Genomic DNA, 23,552 nt, shown 5'->3' with positions numbered 1-23,552 from the left:
CCAAGACTAAATTGGGAGGGTGAGATCCCTCGACAGGGTTCAACAAAATGTCGGGAACATTTTGGGCCGCTGCAAGCGTCGAGCAGCGATTGATTACATGGAGGTAAGCAAGTCTATCCCTCCCTCTCCACCATATTTAATTTAAACCACTTAGTTGTGGTTTTTTATGCCTATAATTTATAAAACTAAACAAATTGTACCAAACTATAACTTAGGGCATGATTAACTTAACTTTAAGCCAATTTAGGTTTAACTATGATCCGGGTTATATTGCTATCAATTTGCTTAACCGCGCCAACCTTTAGCTTGGCAGAAAACATTACTGTTTATAAATGCGTTATTAAAGGTGTTCCTACATTTAGCCAGCTGCCCTGTGCTCTAGATGCACAAGCCATTACGCTAAAAAATATTAATGTAACCACAGCCTATAGCAATACAACTGCTAGCAGTAAAATTACAGATACTTCTGTTGATGATTACTTAAAAACGCAGCAAATTAATCGTGATATAAAACGCTACCAACTGGCTATTAAACAATATCAGCAGCAATACACAGAAAAAAAACAGCAAATTGATTACATGACGCAAGATAAAGCCAATCGTTTAGGGGCTTCCTCTATTGCCAATGCGATTGCAACTAAAACATCAGCTCTTAAACAGTCATACGATGCTTTAATTGGGCAAGCACAGCAACAAATAGAGGCGTTAAATCAGCAAAAAGAGCAACTTAGTCAACAACCTTAATCGCTTTTTTTATAACCGCTATAAACTTATGTATTGCGTCGGCGCTATTATATATATGCGGTGAAACTCGTATACCAAGCTTTCTGGCATCCACACTAATCCCTGCACTATTAAGCTCATTCAATACATGTTGTTGCTGCATGTTAAAGTTTAAAATAGCAGTACCACTGCATTGATGCTGCAGCGTGGGCGACACAACATATTTACCCAACTGTTGCTGAATAAGCGCAAGCATTGCTAAATTATGCGACCTAACTTTATCAATTCCCAATGCGGCAAAATAGGCAATACTATTGGCTGCAATAATATAAGGTACAACTGAGGGAGTACCGCCCCAAAATTTAAGCGCTCCCTTGTTATAAATAAAATGATTTATATCAAACTCAAAGGGATTTTGATGAGAAAACCAGCCAACATCTTTAGGCTCACAAACAGCTATTTGCTGTGGGTTAACCCATAAGTAAGCAGCACCAGGGCCGCCACATAGCCATTTAACGCTAGAGCCAATCATAAAGTCAGCATTTAAGGCGGTTAAATCAAGCGGTATCACCCCTGCAGATTGCGCAACGTCAATGATTGATAAGCTATTCGTTTTTTTACTCAAAGCAACAATATCGTGTACAGGGGCTTGTACCCCTGTATTTGAATATACGTGACTGATAAAAACTAAATCTATGTTATCCGTTAAATAACGCTGCCAAACGGTAATATCGGTTAAGTTTTCATATTCAGGAATAAATGTTATTTGCGCGCATTTTGGCAAAGCTTTTTGCATCGCAAAGCCCATACTTGGAAAGTCGCTTTGCGTCATTAATACTTTGCAATTTTTTTGCTGTAATCGCGGATGCGACATTAACAATTTGGTTAAGCCGCTGGATAAGTTAACTTGTGGACAAAATTGCTCGCTAGGCGCATTAAATAACTGCCCTAATGCGGTATTAAATTGCTCGACTGCAGGTAACCATTGCTGCCAGGGTTCTTTATTTGACGATTCCCACGGCGAAAAATAATGAGCCGCTAAATGCTGCTGACTATTTTTCAGTGGACGCCCTACTGAGTGGCTTAATAAATAACAGCCTTCGGCCATACAAAAATCGTGTTGATTCATCTTATTTAATCCACTGTTTTAGCAAGTTTATATCGTCGTAACGTGTTTTTATATCGTCGCGTTTAGCGCTGGCACGTTTATCACGGAGTTTTTCTAACGAATCGAGCAAAACATGTAATGGTGGGCCACTGGCTGTTACTTTACTCATATGTTGCTGTTGCATTTGCTTTGACGGTTGCGCAATAAATTTTTCAACCAATTGATTATGATGACCGATTGCAGTGTCACCATGTAATTTACACACCTGAATAAATAGCTTTGCGTGGTATTTAAACCAGTCATTGTCTTTATATTGCTGCGCCTGTAAAAAGTCATCCATAAAGCTTTGCATGCGCATTGCTTCGCGCAATATTTGCTGATCTTCTGGCATCATATATAAAAACTTATCCACCAGCATTTGTGAATAACTTGGCTCGTTGGCATTACACAGCCCAAGTAGCATATCGATAACGTTTATGCCGGCAAAATCTCCCGCATTAGCACCTCTGTATATCTCATTGCCTACTCGATGCGGTTTATAATAAGGGCGCACACAATTAAAAAAGCGCTCTGTGTCTAACTGAGTATAAAGTGCATTATTCGATTCAATTACATCTATTAACGCTTGTTTTGCTACTTTTAATAGCTCGGCACAGGTGGGGTGCGAAATACCTAATGGTAATATTTTTAATAATGCATCGCTGGCGCGTTTATATGCCAAAATACCTTGGGTGTTGTAATCAATAAATAGTTTTTCGTCGGGTAAATTAGTAAAACGTTTATACGTGCCATTTAGCGCTTTATTGTGCGTGGTTAAATGGGCAGTCGCAAAGCGTGGCGTTACTCCAATAGAGGCACCTATATGCATTGCTAGTGCCGACGCTTCTACCAATGGCGATGTGGTCTCACGGCTTGGCTCGGTAATTTCATGACGACGACACGCCGCCATAAAAAGCCCTACATTACCGAGCAAATCAAACGCACTATCAAAACCTTCATCGGTATTTCCCTCCGCTAATAAATTACTTATTAATGCGTTACCTTCATCTTTTAATTGCTGTTTTAAAGGCTCTCCCAACCCCTCTACATTGGCTTTATCATCTTGTTGCCAGTAAAGTTGCTCAAGCTCGCTGTTTATCTGTGGGAAGGCGCTTCTTATCCATCGATCAAAAATGGCTGTATGGGTGCTCATTATTGTTTCCTGTTATTATAGTTATCACTAAATGCTAACAGAGTTTAATGAGGGTAAAACGCTAAAAAAATTAGTAATTATCAACATCATTAGCAATAATCACTACAAATATAAAAATAATTAATAAGAATCTATATATGCTCGATAAAAAAGATCAGCAATTGCTCATTGCCTTACAAGCCAACGCCAGAATGTCTGTTGCAGATCTTGCCAGTCATATTAGCCTCTCAGATACGCCCTGCCTTAGACGAATTAAAAAGCTAGAACAAGCTAGTATTATTACCGGCTACCACGCTGCTATTAACCCCAAGGCACTTAAACTAAACGTTTTGGTGTATGCATTTGTACGTTTAAATCAAAATTCGGCCAGTGCTGCCCGGCAATTTGAGCAACACGTAGAAAAGCTCACTCATGTGCTAGAGTGTTCGGTAATATCGGGAAGTTACGACTATTTACTAAAAATAATTGCGCATGATTTAGAAAGCTATGAGCAGTTTGTTAAGCATCAACTAGGGAGCTTAAGCTGTATCGCTAATATAGAATCAACCGTGGTGTTAAAGCAGTCTTTTAGCAAAAAACAATTACCATTATAAAAAATACCGCAAATAACTTACTGTTAGCTATACTGATATTTTAAATTGGGAATATTACTTGTACAGGGATTTATGTGAAAAATTTTAACTCCAAGTATTACTCTAGGGGCTGTTGATCTTTGTAGTACATATATCAATCAGCCCACATTGGTAGCCACATCATAGTAAATGCTAAAGCGAGCATTGAATGATAATTTCGTTCAAGCTTTTCATACCGCGTGGCTATCCCTCTATATTGCTTAATACGGCCAAATGCATTCTCAACCAAGTGCCGATATTTGTACATGCACCAGTCAATATCTTCATTGCCTACTAAACTGTTGCCCTTACGTGGAATAACGGGTGTAGCGTTATTATCACGAACAAACGCTCTCAGTTTTTCACTGTCGTAGCCTTTATCTGCGACAACCATATTACTTGTTGGGCAATTAGCTACGAGTGACTCTGCATGGACGATATCATGCGTATTTCCACAGGATAATTCATAATAAACAGGCAACCCTCCGCTATCGACTGCAAGATGAATTTTCGTAGAATTTCCACCTCGGCTCTTTCCAATTGATTCATTGTCAGCAGTTCTTGCACCGCAACTATGTTGATGAGCCCTGACAATACTGCCATCAATGAAGACCCAATCCATGTCCGCATCACGAGATAATGCGCGAAACAGTTCATTCAAAATCCCTTTTTTGGACCATAAATTAAACCGTCTGTAGATAGCACTCCAACGGCCAAAATCAGAAGGTAAATCTCGCCATGGAATACCTGTGCGCATCTTATACAGTATGCCTTCGAGCGTTTTTCTATGGTTGGGCTTATTATAAATTCGACCACTTAAGTACATTACTTTTGATAAGACATTCCATGTCCCGTCTGTTAACATTAATCTTGGCATGTAGGTTCGGTGTAAAGTTTTCTGGCGAATTCAATTATACCTTATCTTCATGCTGTTTGTTTTTCATACCACAAAGATCAACACGCCCTAGTGTTTTTTACATTATTTTTTCTTTAGCCTATTTTTTTGTAGGAGTAATACTTACCAAGCTAACCTTTAACTCGCAAATTATTCCGGTTTGGTTACCTGCTGGTATAGCCTTAGTTGGCTGCTTTGTGTGGTGGTGGCGATTTATTCCTGCGCTATTTTTAGCGGCTCTCGCATTTAATTTAAATTTTTTTGCTAATACAACTCATGAAATGGTATTGGTAGGAAATTCATTAAACGAGGCTATGTATATTGCCTTTGGGGTGGTATTGCAGGCCATGGTTGGGGCCGCAATATTAAAGTTTTGGTTAGGCCACCCTCTGCGCCTTAAAAAGCGCCAAAACATTATTTATTTTATTGTAGTTGTAGGTGTTTTAGTCAGTTTAATTTCGGCTAATTTTGGCGTGTTTGCACTAAGCCAATTTAATGCAATGTACAGTGCAGATAATCACTGGAAAAACACAACTTACTGGTGGTTAGGTGATATTTTAGGGGTGTTAATTGCCACTCCATTTTTACTTTCGTTATTACCAGAGAAGTCTGATAACTATAATATTTCGGTGCTACCGACACTTTCGGTATGTTGCATTTTATTTGTATCAGTAGCGGCCACCACACAATTATACGATAGTGAAAGCCGTATTAATGCGATAAAAATTGCTGAGCGCGAAGTGCAAGTGATAGAAAACAGCCTGTACCGCTATACTAATCGCAGCATTATTGCTGTGCAAAGTTTAGCTAGCCAAGTTCAGTCATCGCCAACATTAAGCCAGCAAGACTTTAATCTATATGCCAACACCCTACTTGCTAAGCACTCATTTATAAAAGCTTTATCATGGAATGTAAAAATCCCATCTCATCAACGCCAAGCATTCTCTAAAGAAATTTCAAGCATTTATAACTTAAATTATGATGTTATTGGTGAACCTTTAGAGCCAAACGATCCACTCGTTATTGTAAAATATATAGCACCGCTTAATAGCAACCAAAAAGCAATTGGGTTTAATGTATATTCAAACCCAGATCGCAAAGCATCCTTACTCAACCCCGCAATAAAGTATCAGCCAGTGGGAACTAAAATAATTCAACTCGTACAAACTGAGCACTCTGATGCTGCTTACTTATTATTTGCGCCTGTATATTCTCAATCCAATGAAAAAGAAACCATTAAAGGCTATGCCACAGGCGTATTTTTAGTCCCTCAAATTATTAAGCAGGCCATTACTGAGCAGCAGTCTAAAATGTTTTCGATTGCTATTTATGAAGATATAAACAAACCCGCATTTTACAGTAACTCAAACAATCTTAATGTTGCACAAGGCAGTAAGCTAATATCGTTTAATGTCGATTTTGGCGGGCAACAATGGATCGTAAAACTGGCACTTAAAGATGCCTTTTTAGCTCAACATAATAATCAACTCACCTTACTGCTGCTGATACTTCAAGTAGTTGTATGCTCATTAATTTTATTGATTTTACTACTGTTTAATCAGCAGCAAATTGCACTTACTCGCCAAGTAGCAGAGCGTACTTATTCGTTAGCACAAGCAAAAAAGCAATCTGATTTGGCTAACCGGGCTAAGAGTCAATTTTTAGCTAATATGAGCCATGAAATACGCACGCCACTAAATGCTGTTATTGGCTTTTCTTCGCTTGCCCGTAAAGAAGACGACGCCAATACCCTAATTGATTATTTAGATAAAATAAATTCGTCATCTAAAAGCTTATTAAATTTGATAAACGATATTCTCGATATATCTAAAATTGAATCAAAACGGCTAGTGCTTGAACGTATTCCATTTGATTTAACCTCACTTATTCAGCGCATTAATACTATGTTTGAACAAAGTGCTGCAAGCAAAGCAATTGTGTGGAAAATAAATAGCAATATCCCTAAAGACACTTGTTTTGTTGGCGATCCAATGCGATTAGAGCAAATAATGCTTAATTTATGCAGTAACGCTATTAAATTTACTAACGCTGGCAGTGTTACTTTAAATGTAGATACGCAACTTATTGCGCCCAATAAAGCACAGCTAACAATTGCCGTTATTGATACCGGAATAGGTATAAAAGCAACTCAACATGAAAAGTTATTTAGTGCATTTACTCAAGCCGATAACTCTACTTCTCGGCAGTTTGGTGGCACCGGCCTTGGGTTAGCCATAGCCAAAGAGCTTAGTGTATTAATGAATGCAAATATAGCGCTACATAGCGAGCTTGATAAAGGCTCTACTTTTACATTTACATTAGAAATAGAGACGGTTAAAGCGCAAGAACCTCTTATAAAACCTACAGATAATACTAATATAGCCGCTTTAAAAATTTTAGTGGCCGAAGATAACCCGGTTAATCAAATGGTTATAAAAGCCATGCTTGGCTCACTAAAAATTGTGCCACAGGTTGTTGAAAATGGTGAGCTTGCAGTTAATATTATAAAAAAACAGCATTTTGACCTCGTGCTTATGGATTGCCAAATGCCAGTAATGGATGGCTATAGAGCAACGGCCCTAATCAGGCAATTTAAAACGGCTGAGGAACTGCCAATTGTTGCCTTAACTGCCGACGTTATGCCCGAAGACAAAGCACACGCTCAGGCGGTTGGTTTTAATCAACACCTTGCAAAACCGCTTGAACTAATTAAGCTAACCGAGTGTCTTGCTCAATATGCAGTGGTTTATGAACAATAATAGTGTGTTTTTAAAAATATTTTTAACTTGTATGCTTAGCTTTTTGCCTCACTTAGCTGTCGCTGAAAATTGTATTGCGCAGGCAAGCGATTTTGAATTTATTAAAAAGAGTAAACAGCAAGGCCTATTACGCTATACAAAGGATCACCACCAAGCGTATTTTGATTACCAAGCGCGTGCCCCATTTAATAGCTACCTCAATCATGCGTATCAGTATATTAGTGTAGCTAATCCTCGCGCTGCTATGCCATGCCCTGTATTTACTCAAACGTATCAGCAACTAGTTACTCAAGGCAGTCGTAAGCCTAACCCCACTATTGCCGACATTATTGCTCCTTTTGAGTTAAAACATTCACAAAGTAAAAAAGCGGTATTACTCGTGCACGGCCTTACCGACTCTCCTTTTACCTATCACGATTTAGCCCAAGTGTATTATCAGCAAGGTTATACCGTACGCACTATTTTGTTACCCGGCCACGGCAGTGCTGCTAGTGCGTTACAAGATGTAGACCTACAGCAATGGCAACAAGCTGTGCGTTACGCTATAGAGCGCACAACACAAGACTTTGATGAGGTTATTTTAGGGGGCTACTCTACGGGGGCCGCACTACTTATAGACTATGCAATCACGCAAGCGCTTTCATCAAAAATAACGGCGCTTATGTTATTTTCACCGGGCTCCGAGCCGCATAATAAACAAGGTTGGATAGCCAAGTGGCTTGATTTAATCCCATTTTTAAATTGGATAGATAAAGACGCCGATGTTGATTTTGCTAAGTATGAGTCGTTTCCACTCAATGCTGCAGCAGCCTCATATGATGCAATGTCATTGGTTAGCATTAAAAACTTAAGTAAGCGCCCTGCTTTGGCATTGCCTGTATTTAGCGTAATAAGCGATATTGACGCGACAATTGATAGCCATGCCACCCTTAAATTATTAAATGCACTACATAATACTAATTTAAGTCGCTATAAAAAACTCGATACCCTAGTGCTTTATGGTAGCAGCACTATTTTACCCCCAAATTTTGCAGCAGATTACAGAGTATTAAATCCGCAGTGTGCCAGCGAAGCATGTCTAAAAATCCATGGTATATCGCATATTGCCATTGTTAACTCACCACAAAATCCGCATTATGGTATTAGTGCCTCTTATCGTAATTGCGGCAGTTTTATTGGCGGCGAAAAGTTATATAAAACCTGTAAAACCACAAAAAGCCCGCAACTTGGAGAACGTACAGCTGCTAACTTAAAGCAATATCCCACCTTACAACGATTAACCTATAACCCCTTTTTTCCTGAGCTTAAAAAACAAATAAGCACCTTTATAAAAAACGTAGAACACGCACAAGGTAAGTAGTAATGGCGACATTTTCGCATCAATGGTTTAGTAGTATTAATCAAATAGAGCGAGCGCATTGGCAACGTTTGTTTGGCGACGAGCCATTTACCCAACATGCTTTTTTATACGCATTAGAGCAAAGTCAGTGTGTTAATCAACAAAGTGGTTGGCAGCCTTATCACTTAGCTATTTTTGAGGGCGAAAATATTATTGCGCTGGCACCTGGCTATTTAAAAAGCCACTCTTACGGTGAATATGTGTTTGATTGGGCCTGGGCAGAAGCATACGAGAAACATGGCTTAGAGTACTACCCTAAATGGTTATGCGGTGTGCCATTTTGCCCCATTGAAGGTAGCCGTATTGCTATAGAGCACAGCAATCCTAGTTTAGTGTATAAATACATTACAGAGTTACTAAACCTGCACAGCAAAGAGCAAGGCTGGTCTGGTTGGCACGTTAATTTTTGCAACTTAGCCCAAGCCACACACCTCACTGAGCAACACGCTATGCTTAGAGTGGGTGTGCAATTTCAGTGGTTTAATAAAGGCTTTACATGCTTTGACGATTTTTTAAATACGCTTAATTCACGTAAGCGTAAATCACTAAAAAAAGAACGCAGCAAAATAACCCAACAAAACATTACTATTGAATGGCTGCAAGGGATGCAAATTACGCCTGAAATTATGCAGCTATTTTGCGAATTTTATCAACGTACTTATTTAAAACGCTCTGGCCACTTAGGCTATTTAAATATGCCCTTTTTTAAGCTTTTACATGCGCTAATGGCCGACAAGCTAGTCATTATGCTAGCCAAAAAAGAAGACGCTATTATTGCCGCAACCCTTAGCCTAATAGGAGCAGATACACTGTATGGGCGGTATTGGGGGGCAAGCGAAGAGGTAGATTCTCTGCACTTTGAACTATGCTATTACCAAGGGATTGAGTTTGCAATAAAGCATAACCTCAGCTGTTTTCATTCAGGGGCACAAGGTGAGCATAAAATAGCACGCGGTTTTGCCCCTGTATTAACCTACTCAGCTCACCATATAGTTGATAATAACTTTAGCAACGCAATTAGCGATTACTTAAAACGTGAACGCCAGCATATTAATATTTATAAAGATCAATGCAGCGCATTACTGCCGTTTAAAAATCAGTAACTGATTATTAGCAGGCATGGCTATATCACTTATTAACGTTAGCCCTGCTTGCTTTGCTAATAGCTCAACTGCTGCAAAATCTCTAATACCGCTAAGTGGGTCGCGCTCTATTAAAAAGCGATTAAAGTCGTTATTACTTTGGCTAGTAAACTCGCCTTTATATTTAAATGGCCCGTAAATACATACTATGCCTTGGTCATTTAAATGCTGTTTTACACCCGCAAAAAAATGCTCTACAAGTTGCCAGCTTACAATATGAAAAGTATTAGCCGTGTAAATAGCATCCACTTTATCTATTGGCCACGCATTGTTTAAGTCAAGTTCAAGGGGAGCATGTAAATTGGTTAAATTAACCTCGCGGTGCCATAAATTAATACCTTCATGATTAATCGCTCTGTCGCTGCTATACCATTGTAAATGCGGCAACTGCTGAGCAAAGTACACGCTGTGCTGACCTGTACCTGAGCCTATTTCGAGCACCGTTTTGGCATTCGCTAACACAGATTTTAACTGCGCTAAAATAGGCTGTTTATTATTTTCACACGCTTGTGAGAATGGCTTGATCATTTTTACTCTCAAGGTTAAAGACTGATGCGCAACAGTAAAACAAATTTAGCGTATTTTGTCGTGCGCTAATGTACGCTTTAAAGCCAGTTAATTAATCTATACTTTTATAGCTGTACTTTACATTGAAACACCTAGCTCAAAATGTAATGATAACTATTATCAAATAACCCTTGCAATTTACCACACCAGCCTACAGATAGAGTACAAGGTTTACTTACAATAAATAATTACCAAGCGAGTGCGTAATGAGCATTCTCAGCCGCTGGTTTAATCCTTTTAAGGAAGAATATTATGACTCAGTTTAGAACAGAATCAGATAGCATGGGCGAGTTACAAGTCCCTGCTAATGCACTATATCAAGCGCAAACTCAGCGCGCTGTGAATAATTTTGCCATCAGTGGTTTAGCTATGCCTAAGCAGTTTATAACCGCCCTTGCTTACATTAAACAAGCGGCAGCGCAGAGCAACTTTGAGCTTGGGCACCTAAGCAAAACTAAAGCTAAAGCAATAGAGCAAGCATGCCAAGAAATTATTGATGGTAGCCATTATGAGCATTTCCCGGTCGATATATTTCAAACTGGCTCGGGTACTAGCTCAAATATGAATGCCAATGAAGTGATTGCCACTTTAGCAAGCCGGCTAGGCGATGAAAGCATTCATCCTAATGATGATGTAAACATGGGGCAAAGCTCTAACGATGTGATCCCTACTGCCATTGCCCTGAGCAGCGCAATAAATGTGGTGTACGAATTACTCCCTTCACTAGAAAAACTATCACAGCATTTAGAACACAAAAAAGCCGAGGTTGGCGCTATAGTAAAAACCGGCCGCACTCATTTAATGGATGCTATGCCGGTTACTTTTGGGCAAACTCTAAGTGCCTGGCAAACGCAAATTAACCATGCCGCGGCTGGTATAAGGCATAGCCTAGAGCGTGTTTGCGAACTAGCGCAAGGTGGTACCGCTGTAGGAACAGGTATTAATGCCGATCCACAATTTGCACCGCTATTTGCTAAAAATCTCAGTGCCAACGTAGGTATTAGATTTACGCCTAGCAGTAACTTTTTTTACAATATTGGTTCGCAAGATGCCATTGTCGCGCTTTCAGGGCAATTAAAAGTACTTGCTGTAGCGCAAATGAAAATAGCCAACGACTTGCGCTGGATGAACTCTGGTCCATTAGCTGGTTTAGGTGAAATAGAGCTTGAAGCACTGCAACCCGGATCATCTATTATGCCCGGCAAAGTAAACCCAGTGATCCCCGAAGCGGCAGCTATGGTGAGCGCCCAAGTAATTGGTAACGACGCTACAATTACCGTTGCCGGCCAAGCAGGTAATTTTGAGCTAAATGTAATGCTGCCGGTAATTGCTTATAATATTTTACAAAGTATAGAGTTACTCGCTAATAGCGCCCAAGCACTGGGAGATAAAGCCATTGCTAGCTTTACAGTAAATCAGCTAAATATTGATAAGGCACTGGCTAAAAATCCTATTTTAGTAACCGCGCTAAATCCGGTGATCGGTTATGAAAAAGCAGCCAAAATAGCGAAACAAGCATATAAAGAAGCTCGCCCAATTATTGATGTTGCCGAGCAAGAAACTGATTTATCGCGCAGCGAGCTCGAAAAGCTACTTAACCCCAGCAAGTTAACCCAAGGCGGGCTGTAAATATTCACAGTAATTAATAACGGCTTTAATTGCTTGATAATAGAGTTTTTATTGCCGTAACAAATGCACAGTGTATGATAGTGGTGAATAATTCACCACTATCAGGATTTGTTATGCGTACACCATTGCTAGCTATATTTTTACCACTGTGTTTAACCGCTTGTTTAGATAACCCCGTAGCAGAAACAGAAAAAACAACTGCCAGCGAAGCAACAACGTCATCGCAGCAAAAACTACAACAACTGCAAAAAAGTAACAAAGCAGAATTACATGCCCCAGCCGAAAAACTATCAAATACTGCCATGAAAACAGTTACTCTTGATGACATTAAAACAGCTAAAAATGAATTAAATACGCTCATTGCTAATAAACAATGTGATAGCAGTACGCAGTGCCAAGTAGAAGCTGTAGGTAGCCGAGCATGTGGCGGCCCAAGTAGTTATATAGTGTATTCAACGACAACAGCAACAACTGAGCAAGTCACTGCATTAAGTAAAAAAATCACTACTTTTGAAAGTAACTATAATGCCCAAAATCAAATGGTCAGTATTTGCCAACATTTAACTGCGCCAAGCACGCAGTGTGTAGAAAATAAATGTGTTAAACTTGAAGGCTCAGCAGTAAGTGTATTTTAAGGATAAGGTTATGAGTTGTTTGCCATCAGCAATTAAACTATCAATTGTAAGTATTGCTACTAGTATTTTGTTACTGAGCGGCTGTGCTAGCACAACATCGTCAAGCAATGATCACGGAACGAGTTTAGCGAGTCTTAATAGTCAACTTAACGATATTGTTAGTAACAATAGCTGTACAGCTAGCTTTCAATGTAAAGTGCTTGAAGTAGGTGCGCGTGCGTGCGGTGGGCCAAGTAAGTATACGGTGTACTCAACACTTAATACCCAACAAGAACAAGCTGAGCAGATTGCACAGCAAATAACAGCACAAGAAAACACGCTAAATAAGGCACAAGGCTTAACTGACTGCCCATCAGTGCTTGAAGTACAATCACTATGTATTAATCAGCAATGCCAACCTTTTGAAATAAAATAATGCTGCAAACAATTTAATTTCAGCGTTATCCTAAATATGGGATTAACGCTGAAATAATTACCACCATTACTAAACAAATCCCCGCCTTAATAATATAGTGCATTGGCATTTTGTTAAGCACCCAATACGCATAAATAAAACGCACAAAGTAGCTTGCCGCAGTACCAAATAATGCAAAAATTAGTAAGTAAGCAATTAAAATTATATTCACGGCAACTCGTTATTTTATCTTTTTAGTTTAAGGGCATAGCGTCTATAACATAAAACTACTTAATTTTTTTTGTATGAGCAATCAAAAGTTCTGCAACGCGTTGCTTTACTACGCGCTTATCATCACTTTGCACATCAAAACGGCTTGCAAGCTGTGCTATTTCATCGTCGTTTAAATTAAACGATAGACGCTGTCGGGTTTTTTTAGACTTTACATCCAAACCGAGTATTTTGCGGATCATATCTGAAGGTGTTAGCTCTTGATCAATCGCTTGCTTTTTTATCGACTTTTGTACTTCGCTACTTAGATCAAATGCCATTTGCGTGGCACGCACTGCCTGCTCTTGGCGTAACCACTTTTCTTTAGCATCACTCACTTAGCGTCTCCTGGAAACAAGTCAACAATGTCGGTAATTGGCCGCGTTAAGGTAAGCGATACTTCGGTTTCGCCACCATCCCAAATCTCAATATTTAAACCAAAGCCTTTATCATCAGACTCTAAACAAATCATTTCACACAGCTCACCACCTTCTTGCTCATAACGTGGAAGAGCTTGATTGCGATAGTCTTTATTATGAAAATAACACACAAATGGCGATTCGCTTTGCTGATAGCTGTTAGCTAAAAACTGCGTAAAACGCTCTGGTATATTTTGCACTGTGATATGCGTTAAAGACTCTTCATCAAAAATACGCGCAAACTGATCAAGGCCAAATATATCTTCTACTTCATCACGTTGTACTTTTATAGAAAAGTTAGCCCATTGCTCACCATCTTCTTGCTCTATTTGTAAAAATACCACTTGGCCGCTGTCACTTTCCAACACAAACTCAGTGTCACTACTGTGTTGATACTGGTAAGTTTGTATATCAATAACGCGAAGAGTTTGCCCTTTTAACCACGCTGGATAAGCAAATGAATCGATGACAGTAAACATGTCACCTTTTTTAAGCTCACTGGCATGATTAAGCTGACGCTCTGGCTCTTTTTTAGATTTGAAAAAATTAAACATAGGAAGGCTGCCTTCTAAGCAAAAAAGGTAACTAAGCTAAAGCCTGGTTACCTTTTTAAATATGAACGTAATTATTAGCTATTTTGCTTGGCTTTAATACGCGCTAAAATATCAGCACTTTTTGGACTGCTGTCGCCAATTCCGGCTTCTGCCATTTTCGCTTTTAAATCGTCGCCGTTTACATCGGCTTCAAGCTCTTTAGCTGCACCTAACTGATCTTGACGGTCTTGCTGGCGTTGCTTAATACGCTCAAGTGATTGGCGAGCCGATGTCATAGACGAGCTGTTAGTGTTTAATGTGCTGTTTACAGCCATAGTAGCTTGTTGCACGCTTTCTGTGGTTTTAACCATAGTTAGCTGGCGTTGGTTTTCTTTAATCGACTTTTCAGCTTCTTTAACTTGCTGTTTAAGCGCTACAATATGATTGCTAAAACCAGATAATACTTGTTCGTTCTCTGCTTTTTCAGCTTCAAACTCGCCAATTTTTTCTGCAATTTCTAATGCTAAAGCTTCGTTGCCTTTTTCCAGCGCTTGCCCAGCATAAGCTTCATGCTCAGCAATAGATGCATCTACAGCGCTAATTTTACGCTTAGTTTGCATTTCTTTCGCCATAACTTCTGTTAGGCTTTTTTTAGCACGGTGCAAAGCATTTTGTGCATCTGCAATTTCTTGCTCAAAAATACGGATACCGTTTTTATCTACAATTGCTTCGCCTGCTTCACGCGCGCCGCCACGTACTGCTGTAAATAATTTTTTTAAAATACTCATAATCTTAACTCCACTAAATCGCTACTAATCGTTTAAATACATGGTCACGGCTTCTAGTGCATCAATAGCATTATCGGCTAATGTCACTAGTTCGTGGGTAATGTCATCTAATGATGAATTTACCGACAGTGCGCCAAAAATCGCGTATTTATTATCGATTTTAGCAAATGCACTTAATGGAATTGGCACGTTTAAACGTAGTAATGTTTCGTTTAACTCGTTACGTAATTCCGGCTTAACTTCATCTTCGTCAAACAAGTAGCTAATGCATAATAACTGCTCTTGTGTTTGCGTAACAAAAATTGGAAGCTCATCATTTTCATCAACAATGACTTGTAATACATCTTGCTCACCTGGATTAGCAATCAAGAAAGACTCAAAGTTAGCGCCTTCTGTTTCAAAAGAAGCTAATTTTATTGAAAGTTCATTTAATTCCATGTCTCTGCCTTTTGTCGTTTGACATATTATGTCTGAGTTAAGATTCTCATGGCTGACATATTATGTCAACCATGTTTTATTAGTTTTTATACAACTCGCTTTCTATTTGCCATGCTGTACGGTAATAATCGTACAGTTGGCCAGAGCCTAACCTATTGACTTCAATATCTTTAATATGTTCGAAATAATTATTCGGAAAAATAAAACTAGCCAGTAAATATTCTTTACTGATCCACCTTGATGGTATCGGCATTGCGGTTACATCGTTGATTCGCCCACTAGCCGATTGCCCCATTTTGGTAGCTATAGTCCAGCCCCACTGTCCAAATGAAGGAATGTTTTGTTGATACTGCTCTACATATTCAAATCCAGCCGCTTTAACCGTTTTAGCAATACTTAAAAAGGCTTTTTTAGCATGATAAGGCGAAGTTGACTGCACCGCCATTGCGCCATCTGGTGCTAGTAATTGGCGTACATGATTATAAAAGTAGTCACTATACATTTTATTTAAATCGGGATGATTAGGGTCAGGTAAATCAATTAAAATAGTATCAAATTGCTTTGCCTGATCGAGCAACTTTTCAACTTCTAAAAAGGCATCACCAACAATAATATCTGCACGCGGATCATGCATAGATTTGCTATTAAGGCTTAACAACCGCTGGCTAATATCTTCAGGCGAAGTAAATTCAGCATCTTTATGGCCAAACAAATTAAGCAATTGCCCATCAAGGTCAATCAGGGTTACTTTGCTCACCGGCCACTTTAAAACATCTCTAAGTGCCAGCCCATCGCCACCGCCAATGATCAGTACCCGCTCATGACGGTTTGACGCCAACATAGCCGGGTAAACTAACATTGAATGATATATTTGCTCATCAACACTAGAGAACTGTAAGCGCCCATTTAAGTATAAATCGGTTATTGGCTGCGGCTGATTTTTACTTAACCGCTCGGTTAGTACCACATGTTGATATTTAGTGGCTTGAGAATAAATAACCTTGTCTTTGTATAAAACATTGCTCAAGTTATCCATCCAACTACTGCCCAATACCAATATAAACGCAAATAATACTAGTAATAACAGGTGACACGCTAATAACAGTTTGGCAAAGCGTACATAGGTGTGATACCGCCATAAAAAAGCAAGCCCAGCAATTATATTAAACAGCGCAGTCCACGCGGCTGCTTGCATTATGGGCATAGACAACATAATGCTAACCCAAATAGCCGCGCCAATTCCGGCGCCTATATAGTCGGCACCATAAATTGTTCCTGCGTTATTTTCTAAAAAACGGCCATAAACATGCTGACGAATACGCGCAATAAGCGGTATTTCCATACCAATAAACAAGCCAAGTATAAGGCCAAATACATAGGGTAAAAAACGCGACCACTCTTGTAGCTTTTGAAATACATAGCCATTGAGTACTACGTCGGGAGGTAAATTAAAAATACTCGAAAACATATGCGGCAGTGAATAGCTAACAGCAATAACGCCGGCAATGGCTAAAATACAGCCCATACCAATCAAAGCAATTATACTTTCTAGCCAAGCAAAGGCGGTAAATGCATCTTTAAACCAACGTGCTAAAAATGCGCCAATGCCCATTGCTACTATCATAGTGCCGATCATCGCATAAATAGCGCTTTCTACTGAGCCAAGTACCCGCCCCGCATAATGAGACAGTAAGTATTCATAAATAAGGCCACACCCTGCGAGTACGGCCATAACGGTAATAAGTAAAATATCGTGCCCAAGTAAACTAAATTTACTTGGGCTTTTTATAGTTGATGACACTCGATTATGCGCCTAATAGTGTTGCCATAGTTATACCTACCGCAAATGATAACGCTGCAGAAATAGCGGCTACACCCACATTTTTTTGACGGTTCACTTCATCTGAAATATCACAGCCAGATAAAATTATTTTAATTGTCACTAAGTGCAAAATAATAAATACCAGTAAACTAACTACTGCACTTATAGCCCAGTACAACAAACTCGCATTAATATTATCGGCTACATAAGGCGCAATCCCCGTTGCTGCGGTAATGGCTAATGCGCTGCCAATTAAAAAACCGGCATAACGAATACCCACGGCTAAGTTGCCATCAATAATTGCTTGTTGTAAGCAATCACCACTTTTATTGGTGCGCTTAAACAGCTGTACGCGATATTGGCTCACTAACAACAGCACTAGGCTGCCAATAACAAAAGCAGCAACCACAATTGGTAAACCATGCCAACCGTCGGTAGCCACCCACAGCAATGCCGAGCGAATTACAATGGCGACACTAACAACGTGGCCAAAGTCGATAACAGCCGCAGTCACGTTACCTTTAACTATTTCGCTATGTAAGCTCACTTTACGCAGCGCAACTTTATCTTGAAAGAAATGCCCAAGCTTAATAAGTAAAATAGCCAGTGCACCATAGCCCAACATTTGCAGAGCTTCTTGCTGTAATGACACTGCAAAAGCACCGCTGCTTACACCTGTAAGCACAATCGCCAATGCAACTAAACCCGCAGCAAAACTAATACCAAATGCAAAGTTATCACGCTCAGTAATTTCATCATTAGCATGCAGGTTAGATACCCAACCCTTAATATATTTAAGACTCACAAACAGCAAAACAATAATTGCAAAATCAATCGCCAGCGCTTGTAGTGACCACATTGTTATTCCATTAAATTCATACATATTACTCTAACTCCAACTTTATTCTTTTACTTACCACGGCTCACGCCACGAGAGGTTCTACTACCGCTGTTACGAACTGAGCCCGAGTTATTGCTATAACTACTCGAACGAGAATAACTACTGCGACTTTTAGGTGGTGTGTAGCTACTTCGGCTTAAGCCTGACGCCCCCGTTTTTTTGCTCGCATAAGGGCTAGTAAACTGCTTACCTTGGCGTTGATATGATTGACGCGTACGTGTTTCTAGCGTGCTCTGCGCTTTAATTTGTTTTGGGCTTGAGTAGCGCGTGCGGCCGTAATCATTGTAATAACTATATTTACGACCTCGGCTCCAGCTACCATATTCAACACGATTGAATACATCCCCTAAAATACGATACATACCGTACCATTGCCAAAAGCTAGTACCATTGCTGTTAGATTGCCAGTTACCATAATTAGGATTACCCACCATTTGGTTACCAACTCCAGCGCCTTCAGCTTGCTGACTAATAGCACCAATACGCGCTAAATTACCTTTAGACATATCCGCAAGCATATTAATAGGATCGGTTAACGCATCTGAAAATAACGTAGGCTTTGCAGCTTCGCGCAATAAGTCAATACTGTGCAAAGTATCTTCGTAAGGAGGAATAAGGTAGGTGCCCTTAATATCTTTAAGTCGCTGTGTTAAACCACTATAAAGTGCACCTTGACGAGTGGCGTCAAGGGTAATGACATCAACAACTTTTGAAAGTTCTGGTTGCTGATTTTTAAGCTGAACACCGTATTCTTTAAGTAATAATGCATTACGCAAACTACCATTATCAAGCGCAGTACCTAGCTGTGATAGCTCAACCTCCGCTTTTTTAATCGATTCTTGAATTGTTTTTTGCAGTTGCTCTTCTTTAGATTGGCAACCCATAAGCACCGCAAACAAACAAAACAGGCTGAGAAGTTTCCAAGCTTTAATATTTGACATTCATGTCACCTGATTTACTGAATTAACCTCAGTAGTTTTACACAGGTCACTTATTAAACCAACAGTGAAGTTGCAACAAAATGATTTTAAAAATGAATTTCTAACTTGAGAATACAACGATTGTTAAAGGCTACAGGCTCCTTGAGCTATTTTTGATGCTCTTTATCGTCGGGTGTCGCTACGCTCGCCCGACCTACGTGGGAGATTTGTGTACATCACTCACCCACACTTCACTTTTCTGCAGACGTAAAAAAGCCCGAATATTTTCAATCGGGCTTTCTCGATTTGAAGCCTGGCCTAGTCACCCATATTGATAGATATGTAAAACCTGCCAATGATACTCTTACCTCCATATTTGCCATAGCTTAATCCAGTTGAGCAAGTATGAGCATGGATAAATATACTCACTTAATAAATAGCATTTGCTATCGATGCACTACGCAGTAGAAAAGCAACAATCTAGCTATTTTTGATGCTCTTTATCGTCGGGTGTCGCTACGCTCGCCCAACCTACGCGGGAGACTTGTGTACATTATTCACCCACATTTCACTTTTCTGCAGACGTAAAAAAGCCCGAATCGTTAAATTCGGGCTTTTTACAATTTGGAGCCTGGCAATGTCCTACTTTCACATAGCAAATGCTACACTATCATCGGCGCTGTTTCGTTTCACTACTGAGTTCGGCATGGGGTCAGGTGGGTCCAAAACGCTATTGTTACCAAGCAAATTAGGGCGTTAATTCGTATCACTACAAATTAACTGAATTTGGAAAATATCTGATAATATTTTTTAAGTCTTTGCGTAAATATCTACTTTAGTCATATTAACTTCTTGCTTGAACTGTCACATAAAACGCGTTTGGCGTTGTATGGTTAAGCCTCACGGGTAATTAGTACAAGTTAGCTTAATGCCTCACAGCACTTCCACATCTTGCCTATCAACGTTGTAGTCTCCAACGGCCCTTCAGAGAGCTTATAGCTCTAGTGAGAAATCATCTCGAGGCCTGCTTCGCGCTTAGATGCTTTCAGCGCTTATCAGTTCCGAACGTAGCTACCGGGCAATGCCATTGGCATGACAACCCGAACACCAGCGGTTCGTTCACTCCGGTCCTCTCGTACTAGGAGCAACCCCTCTCAATTCTCAAACGCCCACGGCAGATAGGGACCGAACTGTCTCACGACGTTCTAAACCCAGCTCGCGTACCACTTTAAATGGCGAACAGCCATACCCTTGGGACCGACTTCAGCCCCAGGATGTGATGAGCCGACATCGAGGTGCCAAACACCGCCGTCGATATGAACTCTTGGGCGGTATCAGCCTGTTATCCCCGGAGTACCTTTTATCCGTTGAGCGATGGCCCTTCCATTCAGAACCACCGGATCACTATGACCTACTTTCGTACCTGCTCGACGTGTCTGTCTCGCAGTTAAGCTGGCTTCTACCATTACACTAACCGTACGATGTCCGACCGTACTTAGCCAACCTTCGTGCTCCTCCGTTACTCTTTAGGAGGAGACCGCCCCAGTCAAACTACCCACCAGGCACTGTCCGTAACCCCGATTCAGGGGCCAACGTTAGAACATCAAAACTACAAGGGTGGTATTTCAAGGTTGACTCCAACAAAACTAGCGTCTCATCTTCAAAGTCTCCCACCTATCCTACACATGTAGGTTCAATGTTCAGTGCCAAGCTGTAGTAAAGGTTCACGGGGTCTTTCCGTCTAGCCGCGGGTACACAGCATCTTCACTGCGATTTCAATTTCACTGAGTCTCGGGTGGAGACAGCGTGGCCATGGTTACACCATTCGTGCAGGTCGGAACTTACCCGACAAGGAATTTCGCTACCTTAGGACCGTTATAGTTACGGCCGCCGTTTACCGGGGCTTCGATCAAGAGCTTCTCCCTAAGGATAACCCCATCAATTAACCTTCCGGCACCGGGCAGGTGTCACACCGTATACGTCATCTTGCGATTTTGCACAGTGCTGTGTTTTTAATAAACAGTCCCAGCCACCTGGTCACTGCGGCTCCCGTCCGCTTAGAGAGCAAGTCTCATCACAGATAGGAGCGTACCTTCTCCCGAAGTTACGGTACGATTTTGCCTAGTTCCTTCACCCGAGTTCTCTCAAGCGCCTTAGTATTCTCTACCTGACCACCTGTGTCGGTTTGGGGTACGATTCCATATAATCTGAAGCTTAGAGGCTTTTCCTGGAAGTATGGCATCAGCAACTTCATCACCGTGGTGACTCGTCTCGTGTCTCAGGTTTAGTGTTCGTCCGGATTTACCTAAACAAACGCCCTACTCACTTTCACATGGACTACCAACGCCATGCTTGCTTAGCCTGCTCCGTCCCCCCATCGCAATTATATCGAGTACAGAAATATTAATCTGTTTCCCATCGACTACGCCTTTCGGCCTCGCCTTAGGGGTCGACTTACCCTACCCTGATTAACATGGGATAGGAACCCTTGGTCTTCCGGCGTGGGAGTTTTTCACTCCCATTATCGTTACTCATGTCAGCATTCGCACTTCTGATACCTCCAGCAACCCTCCCGGGTCACCTTCAACGGCTTACAGAACGCTCCCCTACCACTCAGAATAAATTCTGAATCCGCAGCTTCGGTGCATAGTTTAGCCCCGTTACATCTTCCGCGCAGACCGACTCGACCAGTGAGCTATTACGCTTTCTTTAAAGGATGGCTGCTTCTAAGCCAACCTCCTGGCTGTCTGGGCCTTTCCACATCGTTTCCCACTTAACTATGACTTTGGGACCTTAGCTGGCGGTCTGGGTTGTTTCCCTCTTCACGACGGACGTTAGCACCCGCCGTGTGTCTCCCGGATATTACTTTACGGTATTCGGAGTTTGCAAAGGGTTGGTAAGTCGGGATGACCCCCTAGCCTTAACAGTGCTCTACCCCCGTAAGTATTCGTCCGAGGCTCTACCTAAATAGATTTCGGGGAGAACCAGCTATCTCCCGGTTTGATTAGCCTTTCACTCCTAACCACAAGTCATCCCCTAACTTTTCAACGTTAGTGGGTTCGGTCCTCCAGTTGATGTTACTCAACCTTCAACCTGCTCATGGCTAGATCACCGGGTTTCGGGTCTATACCTTGCAACTATTCGCCCAGTTAAGACTCGGTTTCCCTACGGCTACCCTAATCGGTTAACCTCGCTACAAAATATAAGTCGCTGACCCATTATACAAAAGGTACGCAGTCACCCAACAAGTGGGCTCCTACTGCTTGTACGTACACGGTTTCAGGTTCTATTTCACTCCCCTCACAGGGGTTCTTTTCGCCTTTCCCTCACGGTACTGGTTCACTATCGGTCAGTTGGGAGTATTTAGCCTTAGATGATGGTCCACCTATATTCAGTCAAAGTTTCACGTGCTCCGACCTACTCGATTTCACTTAAAATGTCTTTTCATGTACGGGACTATCACCCTGTATCGTGGCGCTTTCCAGCAGCCTTCCATTAACACATAATAAGCTTAAGGGCTGTTCCGATTTCGCTCGCCGCTACTTTCGGAATCTCGGTTGATTTCTTTTCCTACGGGTACTTAGATGTTTCAGTTCTCCGCGTTCGCCTCGTTAACCTATGTATTCAGTTAACGATACCTGCAAGCAGGTGGGTTTCCCCATTCGGAAATCCTAGTCTCAAGTGCTTTTTACTAGCTTGACTAGGCTTATCGCAAGTTAATACGTCCTTCATCGCCTCCAACTGCCAAGGCATCCACCGTGTACGCTTAGTCACTTAACCATACAACCCAAACGGGTCTTTGTTGTGTGACAGTTTAACTTCGCCAGAAGTCAATATTGAATACTAAAGTAGATACCAATCAATCAACTCAAAGAGTTAATTAAATGGCACTGAATGGTACTGCTACCATTCTTTTTTTACTTTTGAAAACTCTTGATAAATAACAATGTTATTTATCAGAATTTTATTATCAGCTTTTCCAAATTTTTAAAGAGCAAGAGAAATAAAAACTTCTCAAAATTAAACACACTTCATTCTCAGGTCGTTTATGACCCGATAAAGAATATTTATTTTTAAGAAGTAAAGTGGTGGAGCTAAGCAGGATCGAACTGCTGACCTCCTGCGTGCAAGGCAGGCGCTCTCCCAGCTGAGCTATAGCCCCACATATGCTGGTCTTACTGTTTGTATACCGACTTATTTTTAAGACAAGGCGTAAGTTGAGGCCGTTTAGTTTACTAAACAACGAAGCTTACAACGAAGTATTAAAAAGAAGTGGTGGGTCTGAGTAGATTTGAACTACCGACCTCACCCTTATCAGGGGTGCGCTCTAACCAGCTGAGCTACAGACCCAAACAATAAGTGTTGTTCTCTTTACAATTAACAATCATCTGTGTGGACACTACGAAC

The 23,552-nt window shown here is 40.8% G+C and carries 20 protein-coding genes, 2 tRNA genes and 2 rRNA genes; 8 read left to right on the top strand and 16 right to left on the bottom strand.

Annotation, left to right across the window (positions count from 1 at the left end):
- Window positions 1-255 precede the first annotated feature (255 nt).
- On the top strand, window positions 256-744 hold the full coding sequence (locus PNIG_RS00295; RefSeq protein WP_089367534.1) for an RNA-binding protein: 489 nt from the start codon (window positions 256-258) through the stop codon (window positions 742-744).
- On the opposite strand, the gene PNIG_RS00290 is transcribed toward PNIG_RS00295, so the two are convergent.
- Both PNIG_RS00290 and PNIG_RS00285 read right to left on the bottom strand, forming a co-directional pair.
- Complete coding sequence (locus PNIG_RS00290; protein ID WP_089367533.1) at window positions 728-1,852, bottom strand: aminotransferase class V-fold PLP-dependent enzyme; 1,125 nt, start codon at window positions 1,850-1,852, stop codon at window positions 728-730. The two genes, PNIG_RS00295 and PNIG_RS00290, sit on opposite strands and share 17 nt — an antisense overlap.
- Before the next feature lies 1 nt (window position 1,853).
- Window positions 1,854-3,023 carry a PrnB family protein gene (locus PNIG_RS00285; protein ID WP_089367532.1) on the bottom strand — a complete coding sequence of 390 codons (1,170 nt, stop codon included), beginning with the start codon at window positions 3,021-3,023 and terminating at the stop codon, window positions 1,854-1,856.
- A gap of 137 nt (window positions 3,024-3,160) precedes the next feature.
- Between PNIG_RS00285 and PNIG_RS00280 the strand changes: the two genes are divergently transcribed.
- Window positions 3,161-3,616, top strand: coding sequence for an Lrp/AsnC family transcriptional regulator (locus tag PNIG_RS00280; protein ID WP_011326781.1), 456 nt, complete (start codon window positions 3,161-3,163; stop codon window positions 3,614-3,616).
- Window positions 3,617-3,749: 133 nt separating this feature from the next.
- Here the strand turns inward: PNIG_RS00280 and PNIG_RS00275 are convergent, their stop codons facing one another.
- Entirely contained in the window at window positions 3,750-4,511 is a 762-nt protein-coding gene (locus tag PNIG_RS00275; protein ID WP_089367531.1) for an IS5 family transposase, read from the bottom strand.
- A 65-nt stretch (window positions 4,512-4,576) separates the two neighbouring features.
- Between PNIG_RS00275 and PNIG_RS00270 the strand changes: the two genes are divergently transcribed.
- From PNIG_RS00270 to PNIG_RS00260, 3 genes are read left to right on the top strand one after another with little or no spacing between them, the layout of a single operon-like run.
- Window positions 4,577-7,288 carry an ATP-binding protein gene (locus PNIG_RS00270; protein ID WP_089368918.1) on the top strand — a complete coding sequence of 904 codons (2,712 nt, stop codon included), beginning with the start codon at window positions 4,577-4,579 and terminating at the stop codon, window positions 7,286-7,288.
- Window positions 7,278-8,648 (top strand): alpha/beta hydrolase, encoded by a 1,371-nt coding sequence (locus PNIG_RS00265; protein ID WP_011326779.1) that lies wholly within the window; start codon window positions 7,278-7,280, stop codon window positions 8,646-8,648. The genes PNIG_RS00270 and PNIG_RS00265 overlap by 11 nt, the downstream gene beginning before the upstream one ends.
- A gap of 2 nt (window positions 8,649-8,650) precedes the next feature.
- A complete protein-coding gene (locus tag PNIG_RS00260) occupies window positions 8,651-9,790 on the top strand; it encodes a GNAT family N-acetyltransferase (RefSeq protein WP_011326778.1) in 1,140 nt (379 codons plus the stop codon).
- Here PNIG_RS00260 and PNIG_RS00255 read toward each other — a convergent pair.
- Window positions 9,767-10,357 carry a DUF938 domain-containing protein gene (locus tag PNIG_RS00255; RefSeq protein WP_089367530.1) on the bottom strand — a complete coding sequence of 197 codons (591 nt, stop codon included), beginning with the start codon at window positions 10,355-10,357 and terminating at the stop codon, window positions 9,767-9,769. The two genes, PNIG_RS00260 and PNIG_RS00255, sit on opposite strands and share 24 nt — an antisense overlap.
- A gap of 291 nt (window positions 10,358-10,648) precedes the next feature.
- Here PNIG_RS00255 and PNIG_RS00250 point away from each other — a divergent pair, with 291 nt between their 5' ends.
- The 3 genes from PNIG_RS00250 to PNIG_RS00240 all read left to right on the top strand — a co-directional run bounded on the left by PNIG_RS00250 (window position 10,649) and on the right by PNIG_RS00240 (window position 13,075).
- Window positions 10,649-12,025 (top strand): class II fumarate hydratase, encoded by a 1,377-nt coding sequence (locus PNIG_RS00250; RefSeq protein WP_011326776.1) that lies wholly within the window; start codon window positions 10,649-10,651, stop codon window positions 12,023-12,025.
- A gap of 113 nt (window positions 12,026-12,138) precedes the next feature.
- Window positions 12,139-12,660 (top strand): hypothetical protein, encoded by a 522-nt coding sequence (locus tag PNIG_RS00245; protein WP_172459217.1) that lies wholly within the window; start codon window positions 12,139-12,141, stop codon window positions 12,658-12,660.
- A gap of 10 nt (window positions 12,661-12,670) precedes the next feature.
- Window positions 12,671-13,075: a hypothetical protein gene (locus PNIG_RS00240; protein WP_011326774.1), complete on the top strand. Its 405-nt coding sequence runs from the start codon at window positions 12,671-12,673 to the stop codon at window positions 13,073-13,075.
- Between the two features lie 25 nt (window positions 13,076-13,100).
- On the opposite strand, the gene PNIG_RS00235 is transcribed toward PNIG_RS00240, so the two are convergent.
- From PNIG_RS00235 to PNIG_RS00180, 12 genes are all read right to left on the bottom strand, one after another.
- Window positions 13,101-13,286, bottom strand: a complete 186-nt coding sequence (locus PNIG_RS00235) for a hypothetical protein (protein ID WP_011326773.1) — start codon at window positions 13,284-13,286, stop codon at window positions 13,101-13,103.
- A 55-nt stretch (window positions 13,287-13,341) separates the two neighbouring features.
- Entirely contained in the window at window positions 13,342-13,662 is a 321-nt protein-coding gene (locus PNIG_RS00230; protein WP_041454305.1) for a hypothetical protein, read from the bottom strand.
- Window positions 13,659-14,297 carry a DUF4178 domain-containing protein gene (locus PNIG_RS00225; protein WP_011326771.1) on the bottom strand — a complete coding sequence of 213 codons (639 nt, stop codon included), beginning with the start codon at window positions 14,295-14,297 and terminating at the stop codon, window positions 13,659-13,661. Before PNIG_RS00225 ends, PNIG_RS00230 begins: the two co-directional genes overlap by 4 nt.
- A 74-nt stretch (window positions 14,298-14,371) precedes the next feature.
- Window positions 14,372-15,064 (bottom strand): PspA/IM30 family protein, encoded by a 693-nt coding sequence (locus PNIG_RS00220; protein WP_011326770.1) that lies wholly within the window; start codon window positions 15,062-15,064, stop codon window positions 14,372-14,374.
- A gap of 24 nt (window positions 15,065-15,088) precedes the next feature.
- Entirely contained in the window at window positions 15,089-15,502 is a 414-nt protein-coding gene (locus PNIG_RS00215) for a YjfI family protein (protein ID WP_011326769.1), read from the bottom strand.
- A 79-nt stretch (window positions 15,503-15,581) separates the two neighbouring features.
- The gene (locus PNIG_RS00210) at window positions 15,582-17,303 is read right to left on the bottom strand and encodes a polyamine aminopropyltransferase (RefSeq protein ID WP_011326768.1); all 1,722 of its coding nucleotides are present in this window, start codon (window positions 17,301-17,303) and stop codon (window positions 15,582-15,584) included.
- Window positions 17,304-17,307: 4 nt separating this feature from the next.
- Window positions 17,308-18,207 carry a DUF350 domain-containing protein gene (locus PNIG_RS00205; protein WP_011326767.1) on the bottom strand — a complete coding sequence of 300 codons (900 nt, stop codon included), beginning with the start codon at window positions 18,205-18,207 and terminating at the stop codon, window positions 17,308-17,310.
- Between the two features lie 26 nt (window positions 18,208-18,233).
- The gene (locus PNIG_RS00200; RefSeq protein WP_011326766.1) at window positions 18,234-19,166 is read right to left on the bottom strand and encodes a hypothetical protein; all 933 of its coding nucleotides are present in this window, start codon (window positions 19,164-19,166) and stop codon (window positions 18,234-18,236) included.
- A 608-nt stretch (window positions 19,167-19,774) separates the two neighbouring features.
- Window positions 19,775-19,889, bottom strand: a 5S ribosomal RNA gene (gene rrf, locus PNIG_RS00195).
- Window positions 19,890-20,034: 145 nt separating this feature from the next.
- Window positions 20,035-22,925 (bottom strand): 23S ribosomal RNA (locus PNIG_RS00190).
- Between the two features lie 306 nt (window positions 22,926-23,231).
- Window positions 23,232-23,307 (bottom strand) — tRNA-Ala (locus tag PNIG_RS00185).
- 111 nt (window positions 23,308-23,418) lie between these two features.
- Window positions 23,419-23,495, bottom strand: a tRNA-Ile gene (locus PNIG_RS00180).
- Between the last annotated feature and the right edge of the window lie 57 nt (window positions 23,496-23,552).

Source organism: Pseudoalteromonas nigrifaciens, assembly GCF_002221505.1.
Lineage (GTDB): Bacteria > Pseudomonadota > Gammaproteobacteria > Enterobacterales > Alteromonadaceae > Pseudoalteromonas > Pseudoalteromonas nigrifaciens.
Note: the sequence above shows the minus strand (reverse complement) of the source record. Positions and strands in the feature narration are given on the sequence as shown.